The organism is Campylobacter coli (assembly GCF_009730395.1).
Lineage (GTDB): Bacteria > Campylobacterota > Campylobacteria > Campylobacterales > Campylobacteraceae > Campylobacter_D > Campylobacter_D coli.
Genome location: NZ_CP046317.1, coordinates 170,066 through 191,411, shown reverse-complemented (window position 1 = coordinate 191,411; position 21,346 = coordinate 170,066). Strand labels below are relative to the sequence as shown.

Genomic DNA, 21,346 nt, shown 5'->3' with positions numbered 1-21,346 from the left:
ATTTCCAATGATCTTCACCCCTACTCAAAAAGAACTCTTTAACAAAAACATTGAGTCTTTAAGTAATATTCTTTTAAAAGAAAGTTTAAAAGAAATCCAGTCTAGTAAATTTGAACTTATCTTAGGTAAAGATAATCTAGATATCAATCTAAAAGATACAAGTGATAATACTTTTCTTTATGAAAATGTTATTGATGAATTAAACTCTATGCTAAACACTTATAATGATAAATATCTACTTTATCCTGTATTGTATTTTTATGGTTTTGGAAATGGAATTTTATTTAAAGCTTTATTGCAAAATAAAAATCATCAACATATTGTTGTTTTTGAAAAAGATATAGAAATCATTTGGATAATGTTTCATATCTTAGATTTTTCAAGTGAATTACAAAGTGCAAGATTGATGGTTTTGCAAACAAGTTCTTTGGATATAGAATTTTTTTCTAATTTTTGCTCTAGCAAACCTTTCTTTCAATTTTCTAGAATTTATTTTTTAGAACTGATGAGTCATTATTATGAAAGATTTCATGAAGATATTTTAGGATTGAATAAAAAATTAGCAGAAAATTTTAAAAATTCTATTGTTTCTTATGGTAATGATCCTCTTGATGCTCTTCAAGGCATAGAACAATTTGTTTATAATCTTCCTCAAATGATTACTCATCCTAGTTATAAAGAATTACTTTCTAAAAGAAAAAATTTAAGTGATACAGCTATCATTGTTTCTACGGGACCATCTCTTACTAAACAACTTCCTTTGTTAAAAAAGTATGCTAGTAAAGCTACGATTTTTTGTGCGGATTCTTCTTATCCTATTTTAGCTAAACATGGCATAAAGCCTGATTATGTTTGTATGCTAGAAAGAACTGAAATTACTGCTGAATTTTTTAATAATAATTTTGGGGAATTTGATAAGGATATTGTATTTGTTTGCGCAGGGGTTGTTCATCCAAAAACAATTGAATATTTAAAAAATAAAACTTTTATCATAACTCAAAAAGTTCTTGCCTTTCCATATTATATAAATCTTAAAAATTTTTGCTATGCTGCTGTAGGATTTAGTGTTGCACATACATTATCTTATCTAGCAACTCATCTAAGTCATAAAAACATCATTTTTATAGGACAGGATTTAGCTTATGCTGAAAATGGCAATTCTCATCCTGATGATTATCAAAATTCAGCTAATTATGAAAGTCAAATGTATGAACATATTTTAACTATAGCTTATGGAGGCAACAGAAAAGTTGAAACTCATAGTATATGGCTTTTATTTAAAAATTGGTTTGAAAATGAAATGATTCCAAATACTAGAAAAATGGGTATCACCACCTACAACTGTACCGAAGGTGGAGCAAGGATAGAAGGAACCATAGAAAAACCTTTTCTATGGGCTTGTGAGAATTTACTTGATAAAGATTTAAATAAACCTTTTGAAAAATTAGAACCTTTAAGTTTAAATAAACAAAATGAATTTTTACTTAAGGCTTATTATAAAGTTTATCAAAGTATTAAACATTGTAGAGATTTTAGTAAAATACTCAGCAATGATTTTGAAAATATACAAAGTATATATTTGAGTTTAAATGAAAAAGAAGAGGATATCAATTTAGCTATTGAAAAAATAGATAAATTTAAAAACAAACTTGAAGATATAAAACAAATGCAAGATTTATATGAAATTTTAAGTCCTTTGCTAATCCAATTTGAACTTAATCTTGCTAGAATTTATGTTTTAAATCCTAAAACCAAAGAAGATGCTTTTAATAAAAGTATTCTTTGGATAAAAGAACATTTAGAATTTATGGAATTAGTTTATGGACATATTAAAGCACAAGAAAATGCTTTGATAAAAAATATACTTCCTTTAGAAGAAAAACTTAAAGAAAGAAAATTAGATAAATGGATGGAAAGGGTGAGAAGGTGAGAGAAGAAAATAATTTTAACAAAAATTTAAAAGCTTTAAGCGGTTTTGAGTATAACAACTTACGCAAAAAACTTGAGGATCTAAAAGAGCTTAGAGAATTTACTTTCACTCAAGGAAAAGATAATCTTGATATCAATATCATAAAAAAAAGAAATTTAAAAAAAATGTATCAAGATCCCATCAAAGAGCTTGAAAAAAATTTAGAATATTTTAAAGATTTTGCACGCTATCCTGTGCTTTTTTTTTATGGTTTTGGAAATGGAATTTTATATAAAATTCTACTTCAAAATCAAGCACTTAAAAGAATAATCATCTTTGAAAAAGAATTAGAACTTATCTTTTTGGCTTTAAATTTCATAGATTTTAGCAAAGATTTAAGCTTAGGGCGACTCATTATTTTACATCATGATGATATTAATCTTCCTAAAATGGATAAAGTTTTTCGTTTGATAGGGGATTTGTTTTATCGTTCTTATAACCTACACATTGCTAATGATTTTTATGAACACTATAAAGAAGATATTTTAAAACTTAATAAACTCAATATGCAAACCATCAAAAATCACAATCTTATGCATGGTAATGATCCAAAAGATGCTCTTCAAGGCATAGAACAATTTGTTTATAATCTTCCTCAAATGATTACCCATCCTAGTTATAAAGAATTACTTTCTAAAAGAAAGGGTATAAGTGATACAGCTATCATTGTTTCTACAGGACCATCTCTTACTAAACAACTTCCTTTGTTAAAAAAGTATGCTAGTAAAGCTACGATTTTCTGTGCCGATAGTGCTTATCCTATTTTAGCTAAGCATAATATTAAGCCCGATTATGTTTGTATGCTAGAACGCGATGAAATAGTAGCTGAATGTTTTAATAATGATTTTGGGGAATTTGATAAAGACATCATTTTTCTAGTAGCTTCTTTGGTGCATAAAAAAACCATTTCTTATCTTGAAAAAAATCAAAGAAAATACATTTTAATCATAAAAGGCCAGCCTTTTGCTAGATGCTTGGGGCTAGACGATTATGGATATATTAACGGAGGTATGAGTGTATCTCACATGGCTTATGAACTGGCTGAAAATTTAGGACATAAAAACATCATTCTCATAGGTCAGGATTTAGCTTATGCCAAAGATGGGCAAACACACTCTCAAGGTTTTATCCATGCTAATTTACACAATGGAGACTATGAAAGGGACTTAGATAAATTTAGCACTACAGCTTATGGAGGAAATGGAAAAGTTCAAAGTTCTGAAATTTGGACACTTTTTAGACAAATTTTTGAAAATTTCATTGCTTTTAGCAAAAGTAAAACTTATAATTGCACCCAAGGAGGTGCTAGGATAGAAAGCGCTATAGAAAAACCTTTTAAAGAACTTTGCGAAGATTTACTCAAAAATAAAAAAGATAAAAAATTTAAAAAATTACAAGTTTTAAATACTAAAGAACAAGTAAAACTCGGATTAAAAATCTATCAAAAAATCAAAAAAAATATGAATTTATCCTTGAATTTTAAAAAAGAGTGTAAAAAAGTTCAAAAACAAATTTACAATCTTACCCATGGAAAGAACAAACTCTCTCTTGAACAAATAAATCAAAATATAGACAAAATCAAAGAAAAACTTTCAAATAAAAAATATCTCTTTTTGCAAGAAATTTTAGGCCCTACTTTACATCACGAACAAAGTATATTAACGCCTTTATATCTTAAAGATATCAAAGATGAATCTGATAAACAAAATAAACTTTTTGCTTGGATTTATGCGCATGAATCTTTGATAGAAAATATCATAGAACTTTTAGAAGTCCAAGACAAAAGACTTAAAATCGCTATTTTACCTTTGCAAGACTTTTTAGAAAAGAAAAAAGCACTTTAAAAGCTTAGATGCATAAAAGCATCTAAGAAATTATTGAAGAAGTTTTAAAACATTTTGCTGCACTGCATTAGCCTGACTCATAGCATAAGAACCTGATTGCGCAAGGATGTTATATTTAGAAAAATTTGCACTTTCAGCTGCAAAGTCTACATCTCTTATGGTTGATTCAGCTGCTTTAACGTTTACTTGAGTAACAGTAATGTTGTTTATAGTCACTTGAAGTTGATTTTGCACCGAACCAATGTCGGCTCTGATTTGATCAAGATTTGTTGTGGCTGTTTCAGCTATATCCATCACTGCCATAGCACCTTTAAGTGTAGTAACACCTGCTGTTTCATCTTTAGCTCCAAGAGAGTTACCTGCTGAGGTTTTCATGGTTGCAAACTGAGAAAGTGTTGAACCACTTGAAAAACCAGAACCTGCAGAAACATTATATATTTTAGAAACAGCTGAAGTATTAGAAATTACTACGGCATTAGCAGCAATCACAGCAGAATAATTTTTGCCACTACCTGCGGAATAACCTGAACCTGCAGAAAATCCACTTCCTGCAGCACTCATATAAGCGCTAACAGAAGAAGCTCCAGCTAATATAACTCCTTTATTTACAGAACCAAATCCCATAGCATCAGCGATATTAGCATTAAGCTGTCCTTTTGATTCTCTTAAAGAAACAGAAGCCTGAGAGATAAAATTACCTGCTCCAAAACCTGCAGATTCAAGACCTGTACCGCTTACTAAAATATCTTTACCATCGTTTTTAACCAAAGATAAACGACCATAATTTTCCATCATATCTTTATTGATAAAAGCTCCACCACCGATGCTTCCTTCGATTTTAATTCCTCTTCCTTCTCTTGAGCTAAGCAAAAGCTGTCCATTAGCATCGATTGAAGCTTCAACCCCTGTAGTATCTTTAACCGAATTGATTGCAGCAACCAAAGCACCGTTGCTATCGCCATCTTTATATTCTACTTTACCAATTTTGACTCCATTGATAGCAAAGTCATCTGAAGTAGTTCCAGCTCTAACTGCAGCCATACCTCTAGTTTCTACCGTAAAAGTAGCTCTAACACCTGTTTTATCAGCATTTTTATTGATCTCATCTGCTAAGGCTCCAAGTCCTGTTCCAACTGAAGTTGAAATCACAACTTTTTGAAACTGAAAATCATCTATACCATTGTAATTTTTAAGGGTAAATTGCACTTCACCACTAGTTGAAATTCTTCCTCCTGTTTCAAAGCGTGTTAAACCTATCTTAGAAGACTGGGTTGCTCCTATAGTAGCTTTTACAGTTTGATTTGAACTAGCACCGATTTGAAATTCTTGATTGATAAAATTTCCACTTAAAAGTTGCTTACCGTTAAATGAAGTAGTATTTGCGATATTGTCAAGTTCTTCCATTAAACGGTTGATATCTGCTTGAAGCATGGTTCTTGTTTTTAGACTTTGTCCATCTTGAGCCGCTTGAGTTGCCTTAGTTTTGATTGTATCTAAGATTTTAAGTTGCTCATCCATAGCCTTATCAGCAGTTTGTAAGATACCTAAAGCATCGTTACCATTAGATATAGCTTGACCTAAAGTATTAGCTTGAGATCTTAAACTATCTGCTATCGCCATCCCTGAAGCATCATCTGCTGCGGAGTTGATTCTAAGACCTGAACTAAGTCTGCTTAAAGAAGCATCTAAACTTTTACTATTTAAATCAGCGTTTGCTTTAGCATTTAAAGCTGCAACATTGGTGTTAATACGAAATCCCATTTTAAATCCTTTTAAAAAAATTCAAGCTCATCCATGAACTTGTTAAATGCTATATCGTGCAATCAAAAAAATATTTTATACTTTAGCAATAAAATTTCATACTTTTGACAAAGACTTGTATTTTTGCTCTAATTTTTCTATAAAATAAAGCAACCATTCATGGTAAGCTTTAATATAAGCTGTGATGAAATGTGTTTCATCTTTTATATGAAGTTTCAATACATCAGCAATCATTTTTCCACGATAAGCAAAAGCTCCTCTTAAAACTTCATCCTGTATAAACTCATCTTCATCTAAAGAGTGATTAAAATTTTCTATGTTTTGATATACTTTTTCTAAAAATTCTAAAGGTAAAAGAAAATCTTTACTGAGTATATTTTCTAAAATTTGTTTTAAAGCTAAAGCATCGTCTAAAAATCTTTTAGCATTATCTTGATCTTTTTGTATTTTTTCTTTGAATTTAACTAGGAGTTTATCACTTCTATTTTTAGTTAAACTTTTTGGAAGTTCAAATTTGGGTTTTTCTTTTGTAAGGAGTTTTTCACAACATTCTTTAAAGGAAAGTTCTTCAGTGAAATTAATCCTTGCTCCACCTTCAGTAGCATTGTAAAATTTAGCCTTTTGATCATTGCAAGCAAAAAGATATTCAAGTTTTATACGATAATCATTCCAAGTTATATGGGTTAAAACTTCACCTTTACCTGCATAGGCAGGGACTTTAAGTTTATCTATATTTTCTTCACCACTAAATTTCTCTCCAAAATCAAAACCTTTTGAGTGTGAATTTCCTTCTTCATCAAAGGCTAAATCTTGCCCTATCATAATAATATTTTTAAATCCCAAAGCCAAAGCTAAAGTATAAGAAAAATGACTTACATGAGTACCCGTATCTATATAGCCAAAGTCATTAAGGTTAAAGCGTTGATAAAGGGCTTTATTTCTTAAAACAATCATACAATTTTCAGCATTTAAACTACGCACGATATTAGGATGCGTAGCACACTCAAGAGCAATGATGCTTTGTTTTAAATTTTCTTTATTTTGAAAAAATTTCATTGCTAGATCAGTAAAATCTAAATTCGTAACATAATCAGGCACTATACCTTCTTTTTCAAGCATACTCAAAGCCCCATCCGCGCAAAATATCACTGCTTTATCTTGATAAGCTTTAAGTAAAGGAAGTTGTTTAGTAAGAGAAGGTCCTGCAGAAACTACTATAGCATTTTCGAATTTGTTTTTTCTTTGGCTTAAGATTCTTTGAAAAGGAATGCTTTCAAGCATAGAAGGGATGTTTTGTAAAAACTGTCCATGTGTTAGCAAAGGTAAAAAACAAGTAATATCTGCATTCCTTATTGCTACACTTGCACTTTTAATACAAAGTTCATTTAAAGATAAAATAGAAGTTTCATAGTATTTAAGATAATAATGCGAGCTAATAAACATTTCATATAAACTTAAATACTCTAAAATACTTTGCTGATCAAAAATCATAGCAATTTGAATTTCTAAATCCTTTGCAACACAGTCAAATAATACAACCTTATAAACTTTCAACTCTTCACTCAAATCTATCGTGCTTAAAGCTAGGATAAAAAGTTCTATTTCACTTTCAAATACAAAAAGATGTTTATAGTGTTTGGATAAATTTTTAATCAGTAAAGCATTGCCTATACCATAAATACATATAAAAGGATATCTATGAGTTTTTTCTAAAATACTTTGATAGAAAAAATTTAATTCTTCTTCTAAATTTTCATACATAAAAACATTATGAGTTTTATCATAGATATTTAAATTTTCATCTATATTAAAACGAGAACAAGTTTTATTTTGTATGAAATTTAAAAGTTTATTTCCTAAGGGTTCATTTACCCCACTTAATAAAGCTTGTATGTTTTTTTCTAGCAAATTCATGGAAGTTCCTTAGGAAAATTTATAATAATATTTATTTTTTGTTCTAACTTTTCCATAAAATAAAGCAACCATTCATGGTAAGCTTTAATATAAGCTGTGATGAAACTAGCATTATCTACAATATTTTTTTTATAAACTAAACTTATCTTAAGTCCTCGCTCATACATCACTGCTTTTAAAATACCATCCTGTATAAACTCATCTTCATCTAAAGAGTGATTAAAATTTTCTATGTTTTGATATACTTTTTCTAAAAATTCTAAAGGTAAAAGAAAATCTTTACTGAGTATATTTTCTAAAATTTGTTTTAAAGCTAAAGCATCGTCTAAAAATCTTTTAGCATTATCTTGATCTTTTTGTATTTTTTCTTTGAATTTAACTAGGAGTTTATCACTTCTATTTTTAGTTAAACTTTTTGGAAGTTCAAATTTGGGTTTTTCTTTTGTAAGGAGTTTTTCACAACATTCTTTAAAGGAAAGTTCTTCAGTGAAATTAATCCTTGCTCCACCTTCAGTAGCATTGTAAAATTTAGCCTTTTGATCATTGCAAGCAAAAAGATATTCAAGTTTTATACGATAATCATTCCAAGTTATATGGGTTAAAACTTCACCTTTACCTGCATAGGCAGGGACTTTAAGTTTATCTATATTTTCTTCACCACTAAATTTCTCTCCAAAATCAAAACCTTTTGAGTGTGAATTTCCTTCTTCATCAAAGGCTAAATCTTGCCCTATCATAATAATATTTTTAAATCCCAAAGCCAAAGCTAAAGTATAAGAAAAATGACTTACATGAGTACCCGTATCTATATAACCAAAGTCATTAAGATTGAAGCGTTGATATAAAGGGTCATCTCTTAAAACTACACTTTTATTATCTAAAAAATGAACCAAGCTAAGATGAGTAGCACATGAAAGCACATTTAAAGAAGTTTTATTTTCTTTATTTTGAAAAAATTTCATTGCTAGATCAGTAAAATCTAAATTCGTAACATAATCAGGCACTATACCTTCTTTTTCAAGCATACTCAAAGCCCCATCCGCGCAAAATATCACTGCTTTATCTTGATAAGCTTTAAGTAAAGGAAGTTGTTTAGTAAGAGAAGGTCCTGCAGAAACTACTATAGCATTTTCGAATTTGTTTTTTCTTTGGCTTAAGATTCTTTGAAAAGGAATGCTTTCAAGCATAGAAGGGATGTTTTGTAAAAGATGAGAATAACACTCAAAACCGATACATAAACTGGAATTTAAATTTCTTATCACAACTTTAATATTTTTCTCGCAAAGTTCATCTGCTTTATGCCAAATATCTTCATAAAACTTTTTGCAATAAACATTATTTACAAACATTTCATATAAACTTAGATACTCAAACATATCTTTCATATCAAAAAGTATAAGTAGTTGAATATCCACTCTTTCTTCTTCGATATCCACAAGATAAATTTTTCCACTACAAAGTTCCTCGCTCAAATCTATCGTACTTAAAGCTAGAATAAAAAGTTCTATTTCACTTTCAAATACAAAAAGATGTTTATAGTGTTTGGATAAATTTTTAATCAGTAAAGCATTGCCTATACCATAAATACATATAAAAGGATATCTATGAGTTTTTTCTAAAATACTTTGATAGAAAAAATTTAATTCTTCTTCTAAATTTTCATACATAAAAACATTATGAGTTTTATCATAGATATTTAAATTTTCATCTATATTAAAACGAGAACAAGTTTTATTTTGTATGAAATTTAAAAGTTTATTTCCTAAGGGTTCATTTACCCCACTTAATAAAGCTTGTATGTTTTTTTCTAGTATGGTCATTAGATTTCCTTAAATTTTATCTATCTTTAACAATATTTTGTCATCTTTTTCGCTAAATTTATACAACAAATCCTCACAAGGATAAGAGATGTATTTTTCTTTACAATCTTTTTTTAGATTTTGTTTTATTTTTTCTAACATTAAAGGAAGTTCTTTTTTAATCAAAAGTTTTACTGGAATTCCCATGCCATGATTTAAGTTTTTAATAAATTTTCCATCAACTTGAGATTCTTTAGTAATAGAACACAAAGTTGCATCAAAGCCAAGTTTCTCAAGCTCTTCATAAAGCATAGTTTTTTCTTTTAAAGAAACATACTCATCATATAACGAATGATAACTTATAAAGCAAGTTTTTAAATATTTTGATTGTTCTAAAAGATGATCTTCCTCTAAAAGATTTCGAATTTTTCTTCTTGCGGGAGAAAAAAAACAAGGCGATGAAGAATTACTTGTCCAAAAAGTTTTTGTCGAACAATGTGTTTTAATATGATGAAAAAAATCAAAAGTAGCAAATTCACTATACTGCATAAAATCTATTTCCTTTCCAAAACCTACAACTCTCCATAAAAACTTAGCGTATGCAGAATTATCCAACACTCCATCTATTAACCAAGGTGCAATCTTAGCCGCCAAATGTGCTAAATATCCCCCGTGAGAACTACCTATCATAATAACTGGTATACCCCCCCCCATAGTATCAAAAGGAGCATATTTTTTAAGGTAAAGTGTGACATTTAAAAGATCTTGAGCTTGCATAATCCCAAAATTTTGATATTCGTTTTTTGCAGGTTGTAAACTCACATGTAAATTTAAAAAATAATTTGGTGTAAAATTACCTTTTTGCTTGCCTTCAATTATTTGATTATTTACAAAATGAAAAATCTCACTCATTTGTTTATAGTCTTGAATTTTATCAACATCATAAGGAAGCTTGATATCCGCAGCTTCACAACTTACTTTTAAAATAAGCTTGTCTATATCATCTAAATAAAAAGTTGATCCAGTTTGAGGACGATTACCAATACAATGATAATTTACTCCAACTACAGCAGTATTAAATTGCCTTACCATATAATCACCAACATATTGGATCGATGATATATCATCGCCCATACCTTGCACCACAAACACCAAGGCTTCAGGTGTTTTTTCATCATCATACCAAAGCTTAAATTCAAGCTTTGATTCTCTTTTTATACCAAGCTCTACATCATCACAAGAGTCAATCTCATAAGCTTTACTCACTATCATTACATTCCCCCTATTAAAAGATAAGTTTTACTAGCTAAATTTTTAAAATTCTCATTTTTACTTAGTGCCACGCAAGCTTTATTTTTTGAATTGCTTGTAAAATCTAAGTTTTGAAATTCTTGTTTGGGGTTATTGGCTATATTGATTATGGCATTTTTGCTTGCTTCATTACTAGAAATTCCCATCAGTACAAAATCATTTCTATCGATGAAAATCAGTTTTATACACTCTTTATCCTCTCCGACCCTAAAATTTACTTCTTTTATGCCTATAAAATTGTTAAGATCGACATTTTCTACTCCACTTACATTGCTCATAAAATTCATAGTGTTTAAATGACTATTTTTTAAGGCATAGATGCTTATATCATTGATTAAAGTTTTAAGATTGTTTAAGGATTTACTCACTTCAGCTTCATCTCTACTAGAACTGAATTTTGGCAAAGCAATCGCTGCTAAAATTCCTAAAATCACGATAACAAAAACAAGTTCTAATATAGTAAAAGCTCTTTTCACTTTTTACATCCTTAAAAAATTTTTATTTTTTGGGCTTAAAATCTCCTCTTCAAGCTCCACAAATTCTTTTCTTTTATAAGTATCAACCCCAGCTCTTGCTATCATCAAAGCATTATCAGAGCAGTATTTTAAAGGGGCTAGTTTTAATTTACTTTGATATTTTTCACATAAATTTTGCAAACGAGAACGCAAATTTAAATTCGCACTTGCTCCTCCCACAACACCAAAGGTTTTAAATTTATAAAGATTAAAAATCTTTTCTAATTTATCCATGATATGCTCACATGCTACATTTTCAAATCCATAAGCAATTTCTGCTTTTATATCATCGCTTAAATTTTCATGCTTTAAAATTTCTAAACGCACCGCATTTTTAAGCCCTGAAAAACTATAAGCAAGCTCTTTAGAGTGTTTTAAAGGGATGTTAAAATGGATATTTTTTGATTTAGCTTTTTGGGCTAAATTTTCTATAAGCACTCCACCAGGATAGCCCAAATTCATCATCTTAGCTACCTTATCAAAGCTTTCGCCAAAGCTATCATCATTGGTCCTTGCTAAAATTTCTATTTTTCCATCTTCCTTAAGATAAAGAACCTTAGTATGCCCACCACTTACGAGCAAAATTCCCATATCAAGGCAAATAGGCTCCTCTAAAAAAAGACTATAAATATGACCTTTAAGATGATTGATAGCCATTAAGGGCAAATTTAGGCTAAGTGCTAAAGTCTTTGCCATGCTTATGCCACTAAGCAAAGAAACACTAAGTCCAGGTTCATTTGTCACAGCTATGGCACATAACTTATCAAAATACCCCTTGCATTGCTCAAGTATCTTTGGCAAAGCCTCGCTATGAAGTCTTGCTGCAAGCTCAGGTACCACTCCGCCATAAACATTGTGCTCCATTTCTTGAGAGATTTTTTTATGAAATTTACACTCTAAAGTATCTTTATCAATCACTGCTATAGAGCTATCATCACAAGAACTTTCTATAGCTAAAATAAGATTTTTCATTCAAATTCCACTAAAATAGAACCGATAAATTTATCTTTAGCTCTTGCAGTTCTTAGCGTAGCAAGATCAAGCATTTTAGCATTTTTGATAAGCTTGCTTTCGACACTATTTTCTAAGAATTGCTGCAAATTAGCCCCTCTTAACTCATAAAATTCTACGCGATAAATTTTTCCTGCCATATCTAAAGAATAAGGCTTTTGCATATTTTTTTTAGAAACTAAAATATTGCTTTCATCCTTGCTATGATCAAAACCTATGATATTTACGCGCACATTAGCTATCTTTGGAATAAGAAAATTCTCTTTTACTTTTACCTTGGTTCCAAAAGGAACTGTGGTTTCATTGCTATCAACTTGAAAAGTTACTTCATTAAAAGGGTTGCTAAATTCAAGATATTCAGGATAGAGCCTTGTTTGAAATCGGTTGCCGTATTGGATATAAAAAGAATTATTTTCAGCTATGACCGCGGTAAGTTCATTGCTGGTATTATAATTTAACTCCTTATTAACAGGAAAAGGCACATAATTGATAACTTGTCTTGGATTTTTTAAAGAAAGTAAAATTTTATCATCAAAAAGCTTGACTTCGAGCTCTTGATTGATGGCTTTATCAACACCTTGTGGGGTAAGTTCAAAAGTTCTAGTAAATTCAATTCCTGCTGTTTTGAGATAGTTTTCAATAGCCAAAAGATGATAATAAGCTCTTAAATTTACAGGCAGATTTTTACTCGCTTCATTTGCAAAAGCGGCTTTGCGATTGGATATAACAAAATATGTTAAAGCTTTTAGCATTTCAGCATCACCAAGCTCTTGAGTTTTAGTATTTTTAAGATGATAAGCATGTTTTGGATCAACCAAGGAAGCATTGACACTATTTACAGTTTGAGTGGCTATGCTTTCAAGATCAGGATATTTACTAGCATTGATTTCATTTGTATCAATCACACTTGAATTTCCCCAACGCTTAGGATTTTGCATAGCATCGATATAGGTGGGCTTATAAAAACCCCAACCATCATGAAGATTGATGACCATACTGACTTCAGGAAGCAAAATAAGCTCTTTAATGCGTTTAACTGTTTGATAATCAGGATCTTTTGGACTTATGCTTGCAAATTTGCGATTTAAATCTCCATTTTTCCCGCGTGAGCGTTTAATAATGCTATCAAAAGCTAAATTAGGAGCAACTATGATTTTACCCTTAGTGATATTATAATCACTCAAAAGTAAGCTTGCCGCATGAAATCCACCAGGCTCATCGCCTTGAATTCCTCCAAAAATCAAAACCGTATTGTTATCATCTAAGCTTTTTCCATTCTCTCCCACGCTAAATTCTAAATCTAGAGCAAAAAGTCCGCTTATAAAAAAAATAATCGATATAAAAAATTTCATTTCATTCCCCTTAAATACTCTCTTGTTTTATAATCATACTCAAAAACCTCATCAATACTTGAAATTTTAGGCACACCAAAATGATCCAATGCTTTAAAAACAACATGAGCGATATCTAAAAATTGTATTTTATGATCTAAAAAATTTTGCACTCCAATTTCGTTAGCAGCATTGATAATCACGCCTAAATCAGGATTGTTTAAAAGCTCGTCTTTGAGTTTAAAAATAGGATATTTTTTCGTGCTGATTTTATAAAATTTTAAACCAGAAAGTTTAACAAAATCAACCGGCTCTAAAATTTTACTATCATGCTTAGAAAAAATAGCCTCTGATATAGATAGTTTCATATCAGCCCTTGAAAAATACGCCGTACTTGCACCATTTTTAAACTCACACATGGCATGGACTAAAGATTTTGGTTCGATGAGAGCATCGATATTTTTAAAATTATACAAATGATAAGCTTCGATGATTTCAAAAAGTTTATTTGCCATTGTTGCACTATCTATCGTGATCTTTGAACCCATATTCCAATTTGGATGCTTTAGAGCATCTTTGACACTCACATGACTTAAATCTTTAATTTTGTGTTTATAAAAAGCTCCGCCACTTGCGGTAACATAAAGCTTTGCTATGTCTTTTTTACCCTCAAGTAAAAATTTCAAAGCCGAATGCTCGCTATCTACGGGTAAAAATTTCGCACCTTTTAGAAATTTTCCAGCAACGACCAAGCTTTCTTTGTTTGCCAAGGCGATTTTTTTGCCAAGTTCCTTTGCTTTTAAAGTGCTTTTTAATCCTGCAAAACCCACAATGGCATTGAGCAACAAATCATCTTCACACAAGCTTAAAATTTCTTCTAAACCCTCTTGTCCTACAAAAACTTTATCGTGTTTTACTAAATGCTTATCTTTAGAGTTTTTAATCGCTACAAATTGGGGTTTAAATTGTTCTATTTGCTCATTTAAAAGACTTATATTTTCCCCGCAAGCAAGAGCAGAAATCTTGATATTTTTTAAAGTGGCAAGTTTTAGGGCATTAAGCCCTATACTTCCTGTACTTCCAAAAACTATCATAAAAGAGCAACCATCACAAAAGTAGCGATAATCACCGCATCAATTCTATCTAAAATTCCACCATGCCCTGGTATAAGATCTCCACTATCCTTTACACCCGCTTCTCTTTTAAAATAACTCTCAAGCAAATCACCAATGACTGCAAAAAATGCTACAAAAAATGAGCAAAGCAAAGAAAGCCAAAAACTATAAACAAAAATTCCTATCAAAGTGCCCAAAATACTCGCACAAACAAGACCACCTATCACACCTTCTAGGGTTTTGTTAGGACTTGTTGGAGAAAAAGGAGTTTTACCCATAAGTTTTCCGATAAAATACGCCCCACTATCACAAGCTGCAACGATAATGATAAGCCAAAAAAGTGCAAACATACCCTGATCTAAATACACCTGCCAAAGCGCTAATACAGGCAAACTAGGATAAATATAAATAAGAGCTGGTTTTAAGGAAGTCTTTTTATAAACCAAATATCCAACGACTAATAACAAAGCTAAAATCCCAAAAAGCAAAGCTTTATGCGATAAACTTCCCAAAATAAAAGCTATAGCCAAAGGGATAATAGAGATATTTTCTAAAGCAAAAAGTTTTTTTGCTTCACTAAAAGATAGATACAATAAAACCGCAAAAACGATAAAATTGATAAAAAATTGATCAATCAACGCGATAATAATAATAGCCCCTATCATCACAAGAGCTGAAATAATTCTAGTTGTATTAAACATATTTTTCCTTATATACTAATATCTAAGCGATGAATGCTTTGTGCGTCTTTAAAATTTGGATCTTTAGACTCATCTTCTTCATTTTTCTCATCATCGCTGGTTTTAGCTTCTTGATTGTGTTTTTTCTTTTTTTCTTCTTGTTCGGCTTTTTCTTTGATCTCTTCTTTGATTTCATGAGTCTCATTGACTTTCTCAAGCTTGTTTAAAGTTTTTTCTTTTTCATTAAATTCAGCCATATTTAGCGTAGCTGCAAAACCTTCTTTTGCAAGCTCATTGCTTGCTTGTGTAGCTGGATAAGCCATATTCTGATTAACAAAATTCATATTTCCTATTGGGCTAACTGGCATTTTAATCCTTTGTGATATTAATACTTTTAAAATTTGTATATTTTACAAACGCCTTTTGCTGAACCTTAACAAAATTCTTTAAAGCATAATCGACCCAATATGAACCTTTCTTTAATCCTGAAAAATTCACGCAAAGCCTTGCGCTAAATTCTATCACTTCTTCGCTGATTTTTTGCTTGTTTGAAATAATTAAAACATGAGAACTTGGAATATCTCTTACATGCAGCCACAAATCATCTTTTTTTGCGCTCTTTAGCAAATTTTCATTGCCTTTTTCATTTTTGCCTACGCAAATTTTAAACTCATTAAAATAAAAATTAGCTATGCCATTATCTTGCTTGTTTTCTTGATTTTTCTTGGTGCTTTTTTTAGGCAATAAAATTTCAAGCTCAAATTCATTTTTAGCCTTGCTTAGCATTTCTTTTAAGCCATAAGCAAAGTCTAATTTTTCTTTTAAATTTTCTCTTTGTAAATTTAAATTTCTAGCTTTTTGTTCTAATTTTTTAGCATTTTTATAAAATAAATTAGCGCTTTCTTTTGGACTTAAATCGAGTTTAAATTTTACTTTTTTTCCTTCAAAATCATCAAGTTCAAATTCTCTTTCGTATTCTTTTAAAATGCTTAAATTAGCAAATAAAATATCCGCTTGCTTTCTTAAATTTAAAGCTTGATCTAATAAAACTTCTTCTTTGTCTAAAGCAAGATAAAGCTCTTTTAAATTTTCTATTTTTTTATCGATTTGAGCGAGTTTGAGTGTTTGAATTTGCTTGATTTTATTTGCATGTAAAATTTCAAATTTTTGAGTAAAATAATCTTTAAAATTTTTTATTTCTTCAAATTTTTCATCCATTTTATAAGGCTTTAAAGCCTCTAAAACAACATTAGGCTTAACAACGCGGTAACTTTTATCAATATGCCTTAAAGCCTCTATAATCAAATCTTTTTCATCTGTAATAATTACATTGGTATTTTTACCTGTAAATTCAAAATAAATCTTGCTTTCATAGCTCTTATAAGCTTTATCTACCTTAACACTAAAACACAAAATGCGATTATCTTGAAGCAATTTCACCTCTTTGATAAAAGCATTATTAAAGTATTTTTTTAGCATAAAATCAAAAGGAGCGTTATGGTTTTTACTCATTAATTTTGCAGTATAAATAGCACTCATTCCACGAGTTAAATCAAAAATAAATCTTTCTCTATTAAAGCTTAGCTCTAAAATATTATCATTAACACGCTTGATAAAATCGATTTTTTTAAATTGGGAAAAAAAATTTTGTAATTGCATAAGTTCTGTGTATTTCATAAAAGAGATTATAAGATATTTTTGATGAATTTATGATAGAATTGAAATAAAAAAGGAAATTTTTGAAACTTGAAAATTTAAATTGCGTGATTTTATGCGGTGGTAAATCAAGTCGTATGGGAGAGGATAAAAGCAAATTGATTTTTAAAAATCAAACCTTAACCCAATTTCAAGTAGAAAAATTTTCAAAAATATTTAAAAATGTTTATGTGAGTGCTAAAGAGGACAAATTTGGAGCAAAATTTAAACTCATAAAAGATTGCCCTGAATTTGAGATTTATTCCCCCATGCTTGCACTTTATTCTATACTTTCAAATTTTAAAGATGAATTTGTTTTTATTTTAAGCGTGGATAGTCCTAATCTAAGTGATAAAGAACTTTTAAAGTTCTTGCCTTCTTTAAAGCAAGACTATCAAATCATCATTGCCAAAACTCCTTCACATAAACATCCTTTATGCGGATTTTATCACAGCTCTGTAGCTCACTTTTGTAAAAAATTGCTAGAAAAAAATGAACAAAAAATCGCTTTATTATTTTCTAAAGCAAAGACCCACTTTGTAGATTTTGAGGATGAAAGTCCTTTTTTAAATCTTAATTTTTATCAAGAATATGAGCAATTTAAAAGCGAGTACGAGTGAAAAAAATTCTTTTTTTGATATTTTTTTATAGTTTGGTATTTTGCGATGATTTTGAACAAGCTTTAGAATTTGAGAAAAAAGGACAATATGAAAAAGCTATGCAAATTTATAAAAAACTAGCCTTGCAAAATTCTCCTAAACAAGATTTAAAAGAAAATAATGCTTCTTTACTTTCAAGCATAAAGCACGAAACACAAAATACCCAAAAAACACCTAGCACAAAAGAGGATTTTTCGCGCATTGCTTTGGCAAATTATTTAGGAGAAAATTCAAGTTTTAATCCCCTTGGAATCAGCTCATATAAGATGAATTATTTCCTACCTTTTGCTTATAGTTTTGGCTCATTAGGCGGGGAAAATAGAAAAACTGAAATGAAATTTCAACTCAGTATTAAAAAAAGATTATTTGAAGATTTGTTAGGATTAGGTGAAAAATATTATGTAGGCTACACTCAAACATCTTGGTGGCAAAACTATAAACATTCCTCACCCTTTAGAGAAACAAATTATCAACCTGAATTTTTTGTAGATATTCCTTTGCATTTTGAAGATTATAAATTTCTTAATAATCTAAGAGTAGGAATTTTGCATGAAAGCAATGGCAAAGGAGATGAGAATTTAGAATCACGCTCTTGGAATAGAATTTATGCTTCAAGCGTGTTTTTATATCAGCGTTTTTTATTTGTTCCTAGAATTTGGTATAGAATTCCTGAAAACAGCGAAGATGATGATAATCCTGAAATCACACATTATATGGGAAATTTTGATATCAATATAGGGTATTTAGGAAATGATTATTTTATAAATCTCATGCTAAGAAATAATCTTGATTTTCATGACAATAAAGGCGCTGTGCAAGTGGATATAGGATATGATATTTTTGATAATGGAATTTATTGGTATTTACAATACTTCAATGGCTATGGAGAAAGCCTTATAGATTACAACAAACGCTTACAAAGACTTTCTACGGGATTTTTGATTTCATATTAAATTTAATTTTCTTTTTTGTAGATTAAATTAAAACAATCAATTGAAATTTTATAAATTTTTATAGTTTTTTAAATTATTTTATTTTAAAATACGATTTTATTTTTGATAATTATTATTACTATAAGGAAAAAATTGCTTTTTAAACACTTGTTTAGTTTAAATATTCTTTTAATTTTACTTGTTGTTTTTGGAATAATAAGCTTATTTATAGGGGTTATTCGTATCAATTTAGACGATATTTTTTCACTCAGCACTACCCAGCTCGAAATCATTTTACTTACAAGAATTCCAAGGCTTATTGCAATTTTACTTACAGGTATGAGTCTTAGTATATGCGGACTCATCATGCAACAACTCACGCAAAATAAATTTGTTTCTCCAACCACTGCAGGGACTATGGATTGTGCTAAATTTGGCATTTTGATTTCTTTAATATTTTTTACAGGAGCTTCTTTTTTTACTCAAACTATCATTGCTTCTGTATTTGCACTTTTGGGTTCTTTTATATTTATCCAAATTCTAAGAAAAATTAAACTTAAAGATGTGATTTTTGTGCCTTTGATAGGATTAATGTTTGGTGGGATTATAAATGCTATAACCACTTTTTTTGCTTATGCTTTAAATTATATACAAAATATCCAAGGCTGGCTACAGGGCAGTATGGCAAATGTTATGCAGGGAAATTATGAATTGCTTTATATTTCTTTACCGCTTTTTATACTTGCTTATTTTCTAGCCCATAAAATCACTATAGCAGGTATGGGAGAAGATCTTGCTTTAAATCTTGGAGTTTCTTATAATACAATCTTATTTTTAGGCTTAATAATAGTTTCTATTATCACTAGCGTAGTGATTGTAAGCATTGGAGTTATACCTTTTTTAGGTCTTATCATCCCTAATCTTGTTGCCATTTATCGCGGGGATAATCTTAAGAAAAATCTTATCTATATAGCATTATGCGGGGCTTTGTTTTTACTTATTTGCGATATTATCTCAAGACTTGTGATTTTTCCTTTTGAAATGCCTTTGAGTATAACCACAGGTGTTTTGGGCTCTTTAATTTTTATTTTTCTTTTACTCAAAAGGAAAACTTATGCGTAAAAAAATCTTAATCTTAGCTTTTTTAACCCTTATAATGGCACTTGTTTTTGTATTTGCAGGTTTAAAAGATTTTGATGAATACGCATTAAAAAATCGCTTTTTGCAAATCGCAGCTATTGTTATAGTGGCTATTTGTATAGCTATATCAACTGTGATTTTTCAAACTCTTTGCAATAACAAAATTTTAACCCCTGCCATCATAGGCTTGGATTCTTTATATATGCTTCTTCAAAGCGCCCTTGTCTTTTCTTTAGGTTCTGCAAATTTGAGTGTATATAGAAATGATATTAATTTTTTAATCACTCTAGCTTGTATGGTTGTATTTTCTTTAGGACTTTATAAAATTCTTTTTAGCAGTGATAAAAGTATTTATCTTATCATGCTTTTAGGTTTGATTTTTGGAACACTTTTTAGCACACTAAGCTCTTTTTTTGAAATTCTTATCGATCCTGATGAATTTATGATTATTCAAGGAAGAATGTTTGCAAGTTTTGATAATGTAGCTTTTGATGTTTTAGCCCTTGCTTATATCGTAACTTTGCTTAGTTTTATTTGGATTTTTCGCTATATGAAATTTTTAGACCCTTTAAGTTTGGGCAAGGATTTATCCATAAATTTAGGGATAAACTATCAAAAAATTTCAAAACATCTTATGATAATAATTGCTATTTTAACTTCTATTAGCACAGCACTTGTGGGTCCTATCACCTTCCTAGGACTTTTAGTAGTAAATATCACTTACGAACTTTTTAAAACTGCAAAGCATAGCATTTTACTACTTGCTTGCATACTCATTAGCATTTTAGCTTTACTTGGGGGAGTATTTTTTGTCTCTAGAATTTTTGATTACAATACAACCATAAGCGTTATTATCAATTTTTTAGGTGGAATATATTTTATCTATCTTGTATTAAAAGGCAATAAACTATGATAAGATTACAAAATATCACCAAATGCTACGATCAAAAGGCTATCATTTCAGATCTTAGTATCGATTTTCATAAAGGAAAAATTACTTCCATTATAGGGGCAAATGGAGCAGGAAAATCTACTCTTTTAGCTCTTGCAAGTCGTTTAATCAAACCCGATAGTGGGCGAATCTATATCGATGGCATGAATTTAACACTATACAAAGAACAAGATCTTGCGCAAAAAATTTCCATTCTTAAACAGCAAAATCATATTAATTTAAGATTAAAAGTTGAAGAATTGGTCGCATTTGGACGCTTTCCACACTCTCAAGGAAGAATTAATTTAAACGATAAAATGAAAATCGATGAAGCACTTGAGTATATGGGACTTAACACTCTAAGAAATGAATTTTTAGACAGCTTAAGTGGGGGACAAAAACAAAGAGCTTTTATAGCAATGATTATCGCTCAAGATACTGAATTTATCATGTTTGATGAACCTCTTAATAATCTTGATATGAAACATAGCGTACAAATCATGCAACTTATGAAAAATTTAGTAAAAGACTTTAATAAAAGCATAGCCGTTGTACTTCATGATATCAATTTTGCTTCGATTTATTCTGATGAAATCATAGCCCTAAAAAATGGAAAACTCTTAAAACAGGGTTTAAAAGATGAAATCATCCAAGAAGATGTTTTAAGACAAATTTATGATATGGATATCCCTGTAAGTCAGATTGATGGGAAAAAAATTTGTATTTATTTCTAAATAAA

General features: G+C 29.8%; 18 protein-coding genes. 7 read left to right on the top strand and 11 right to left on the bottom strand.

The window, feature by feature from the left end; all coding sequences use genetic code 11:
* Positions 1-7 precede the first annotated feature (7 nt).
* Positions 8-1,930, top strand: coding sequence for a motility associated factor glycosyltransferase family protein (locus FOC43_RS00905; RefSeq protein ID WP_155820387.1), 1,923 nt, complete (start codon positions 8-10; stop codon positions 1,928-1,930).
* On the top strand, positions 1,927-3,813 hold the full coding sequence (locus tag FOC43_RS00900) for a motility associated factor glycosyltransferase family protein (protein ID WP_155820384.1): 1,887 nt from the start codon (positions 1,927-1,929) through the stop codon (positions 3,811-3,813). The genes FOC43_RS00905 and FOC43_RS00900 overlap by 4 nt, the downstream gene beginning before the upstream one ends.
* A gap of 30 nt (positions 3,814-3,843) precedes the next feature.
* Here FOC43_RS00900 and FOC43_RS00895 read toward each other — a convergent pair whose 3' ends face one another.
* The 11 genes from FOC43_RS00895 to FOC43_RS00845 all read right to left on the bottom strand — a co-directional run bounded on the left by FOC43_RS00895 (position 3,844) and on the right by FOC43_RS00845 (position 16,927).
* A complete protein-coding gene (locus tag FOC43_RS00895; protein WP_155820381.1) occupies positions 3,844-5,574 on the bottom strand; it encodes a flagellin A in 1,731 nt (576 codons plus the stop codon).
* 96 nt (positions 5,575-5,670) lie between these two features.
* Positions 5,671-7,488, bottom strand: a complete 1,818-nt coding sequence (locus FOC43_RS00890; protein WP_155820378.1) for a motility associated factor glycosyltransferase family protein — start codon at positions 7,486-7,488, stop codon at positions 5,671-5,673.
* Positions 7,485-9,308: a motility associated factor glycosyltransferase family protein gene (locus FOC43_RS00885; RefSeq protein ID WP_155820375.1), complete on the bottom strand. Its 1,824-nt coding sequence runs from the start codon at positions 9,306-9,308 to the stop codon at positions 7,485-7,487. Before FOC43_RS00885 ends, FOC43_RS00890 begins: the two co-directional genes overlap by 4 nt.
* 9 nt (positions 9,309-9,317) lie before the next feature.
* Positions 9,318-10,559 (bottom strand): DUF2920 family protein, encoded by a 1,242-nt coding sequence (locus FOC43_RS00880; RefSeq protein ID WP_052774887.1) that lies wholly within the window; start codon positions 10,557-10,559, stop codon positions 9,318-9,320.
* On the bottom strand, positions 10,559-11,074 hold the full coding sequence (locus FOC43_RS00875; protein ID WP_002801535.1) for a type II secretion system protein: 516 nt from the start codon (positions 11,072-11,074) through the stop codon (positions 10,559-10,561). The genes FOC43_RS00880 and FOC43_RS00875 overlap by 1 nt, the downstream gene beginning before the upstream one ends.
* Positions 11,075-11,077: 3 nt before the next feature.
* Positions 11,078-12,085, bottom strand: coding sequence for a tRNA (adenosine(37)-N6)-threonylcarbamoyltransferase complex transferase subunit TsaD (gene tsaD, locus FOC43_RS00870; RefSeq protein ID WP_004283557.1), 1,008 nt, complete (start codon positions 12,083-12,085; stop codon positions 11,078-11,080).
* Positions 12,082-13,476 carry a peptidoglycan D,L-carboxypeptidase Pgp1 gene (gene pgp1, locus FOC43_RS00865; RefSeq protein ID WP_002788428.1) on the bottom strand — a complete coding sequence of 465 codons (1,395 nt, stop codon included), beginning with the start codon at positions 13,474-13,476 and terminating at the stop codon, positions 12,082-12,084. Before pgp1 ends, tsaD begins: the two co-directional genes overlap by 4 nt.
* Positions 13,473-14,549: a 1-deoxy-D-xylulose-5-phosphate reductoisomerase gene (gene dxr, locus FOC43_RS00860; RefSeq protein ID WP_002777756.1), complete on the bottom strand. Its 1,077-nt coding sequence runs from the start codon at positions 14,547-14,549 to the stop codon at positions 13,473-13,475. Before dxr ends, pgp1 begins: the two co-directional genes overlap by 4 nt.
* On the bottom strand, positions 14,546-15,271 hold the full coding sequence (locus FOC43_RS00855; RefSeq protein WP_002792130.1) for a phosphatidate cytidylyltransferase: 726 nt from the start codon (positions 15,269-15,271) through the stop codon (positions 14,546-14,548). The genes dxr and FOC43_RS00855 overlap by 4 nt, the downstream gene beginning before the upstream one ends.
* An 8-nt stretch (positions 15,272-15,279) precedes the next feature.
* Entirely contained in the window at positions 15,280-15,618 is a 339-nt protein-coding gene (locus FOC43_RS00850; protein WP_002777761.1) for a hypothetical protein, read from the bottom strand.
* Between the two features lies 1 nt (position 15,619).
* Entirely contained in the window at positions 15,620-16,927 is a 1,308-nt protein-coding gene (locus tag FOC43_RS00845; protein WP_002822032.1) for an NFACT family protein, read from the bottom strand.
* Between the two features lie 62 nt (positions 16,928-16,989).
* Here FOC43_RS00845 and FOC43_RS00840 point away from each other — a divergent pair, with 62 nt between their 5' ends.
* From FOC43_RS00840 to ceuD, 5 genes are all read left to right on the top strand, one after another.
* Positions 16,990-17,565 (top strand): molybdenum cofactor guanylyltransferase, encoded by a 576-nt coding sequence (locus FOC43_RS00840; RefSeq protein WP_002797427.1) that lies wholly within the window; start codon positions 16,990-16,992, stop codon positions 17,563-17,565.
* A gap of 98 nt (positions 17,566-17,663) precedes the next feature.
* Positions 17,664-18,557, top strand: coding sequence for a phospholipase A (locus FOC43_RS00835; RefSeq protein WP_225847699.1), 894 nt, complete (start codon positions 17,664-17,666; stop codon positions 18,555-18,557).
* Positions 18,558-18,689: 132 nt separating this feature from the next.
* On the top strand, positions 18,690-19,658 hold the full coding sequence (gene ceuB / locus FOC43_RS00830) for an enterochelin ABC transporter permease CeuB (RefSeq protein ID WP_002799191.1): 969 nt from the start codon (positions 18,690-18,692) through the stop codon (positions 19,656-19,658).
* Complete coding sequence (gene ceuC, locus FOC43_RS00825) at positions 19,651-20,589, top strand: enterochelin ABC transporter permease CeuC (RefSeq protein WP_002777770.1); 939 nt, start codon at positions 19,651-19,653, stop codon at positions 20,587-20,589. Before ceuB ends, ceuC begins: the two co-directional genes overlap by 8 nt.
* Positions 20,586-21,341 carry an enterochelin ABC transporter ATP-binding protein CeuD gene (gene ceuD / locus FOC43_RS00820; RefSeq protein WP_002785724.1) on the top strand — a complete coding sequence of 252 codons (756 nt, stop codon included), beginning with the start codon at positions 20,586-20,588 and terminating at the stop codon, positions 21,339-21,341. The genes ceuC and ceuD overlap by 4 nt, the downstream gene beginning before the upstream one ends.
* Positions 21,342-21,346: the final 5 nt, after the last annotated feature.

Coding starts and splice junctions, on each gene's coding strand:
- FOC43_RS00905 (WP_155820387.1), top strand. CDS start 8: ATGATCTTCACCCCTACTCAAAAAGAACTCTTTAACAAAAACATTGAG.
- FOC43_RS00895 (WP_155820381.1), bottom strand. CDS start 5,574: ATGGGATTTCGTATTAACACCAATGTTGCAGCTTTAAATGCTAAAGCA.
- FOC43_RS00890 (WP_155820378.1), bottom strand. CDS start 7,488: ATGAATTTGCTAGAAAAAAACATACAAGCTTTATTAAGTGGGGTAAAT.
- FOC43_RS00885 (WP_155820375.1), bottom strand. CDS start 9,308: ATGACCATACTAGAAAAAAACATACAAGCTTTATTAAGTGGGGTAAAT.
- FOC43_RS00880 (WP_052774887.1), bottom strand. CDS start 10,559: ATGATAGTGAGTAAAGCTTATGAGATTGACTCTTGTGATGATGTAGAG.
- tsaD (WP_004283557.1), bottom strand. CDS start 12,085: ATGAAAAATCTTATTTTAGCTATAGAAAGTTCTTGTGATGATAGCTCT.
- pgp1 (WP_002788428.1), bottom strand. CDS start 13,476: ATGAAATTTTTTATATCGATTATTTTTTTTATAAGCGGACTTTTTGCT.
- dxr (WP_002777756.1), bottom strand. CDS start 14,549: ATGATAGTTTTTGGAAGTACAGGAAGTATAGGGCTTAATGCCCTAAAA.
- FOC43_RS00855 (WP_002792130.1), bottom strand. CDS start 15,271: ATGTTTAATACAACTAGAATTATTTCAGCTCTTGTGATGATAGGGGCT.
- FOC43_RS00850 (WP_002777761.1), bottom strand. CDS start 15,618: ATGCCAGTTAGCCCAATAGGAAATATGAATTTTGTTAATCAGAATATG.
- FOC43_RS00845 (WP_002822032.1), bottom strand. CDS start 16,927: ATGAAATACACAGAACTTATGCAATTACAAAATTTTTTTTCCCAATTT.
- FOC43_RS00835 (WP_225847699.1), top strand. CDS start 17,664: ATGCAAATTTATAAAAAACTAGCCTTGCAAAATTCTCCTAAACAAGAT.
- ceuC (WP_002777770.1), top strand. CDS start 19,651: ATGCGTAAAAAAATCTTAATCTTAGCTTTTTTAACCCTTATAATGGCA.
- ceuD (WP_002785724.1), top strand. CDS start 20,586: ATGATAAGATTACAAAATATCACCAAATGCTACGATCAAAAGGCTATC.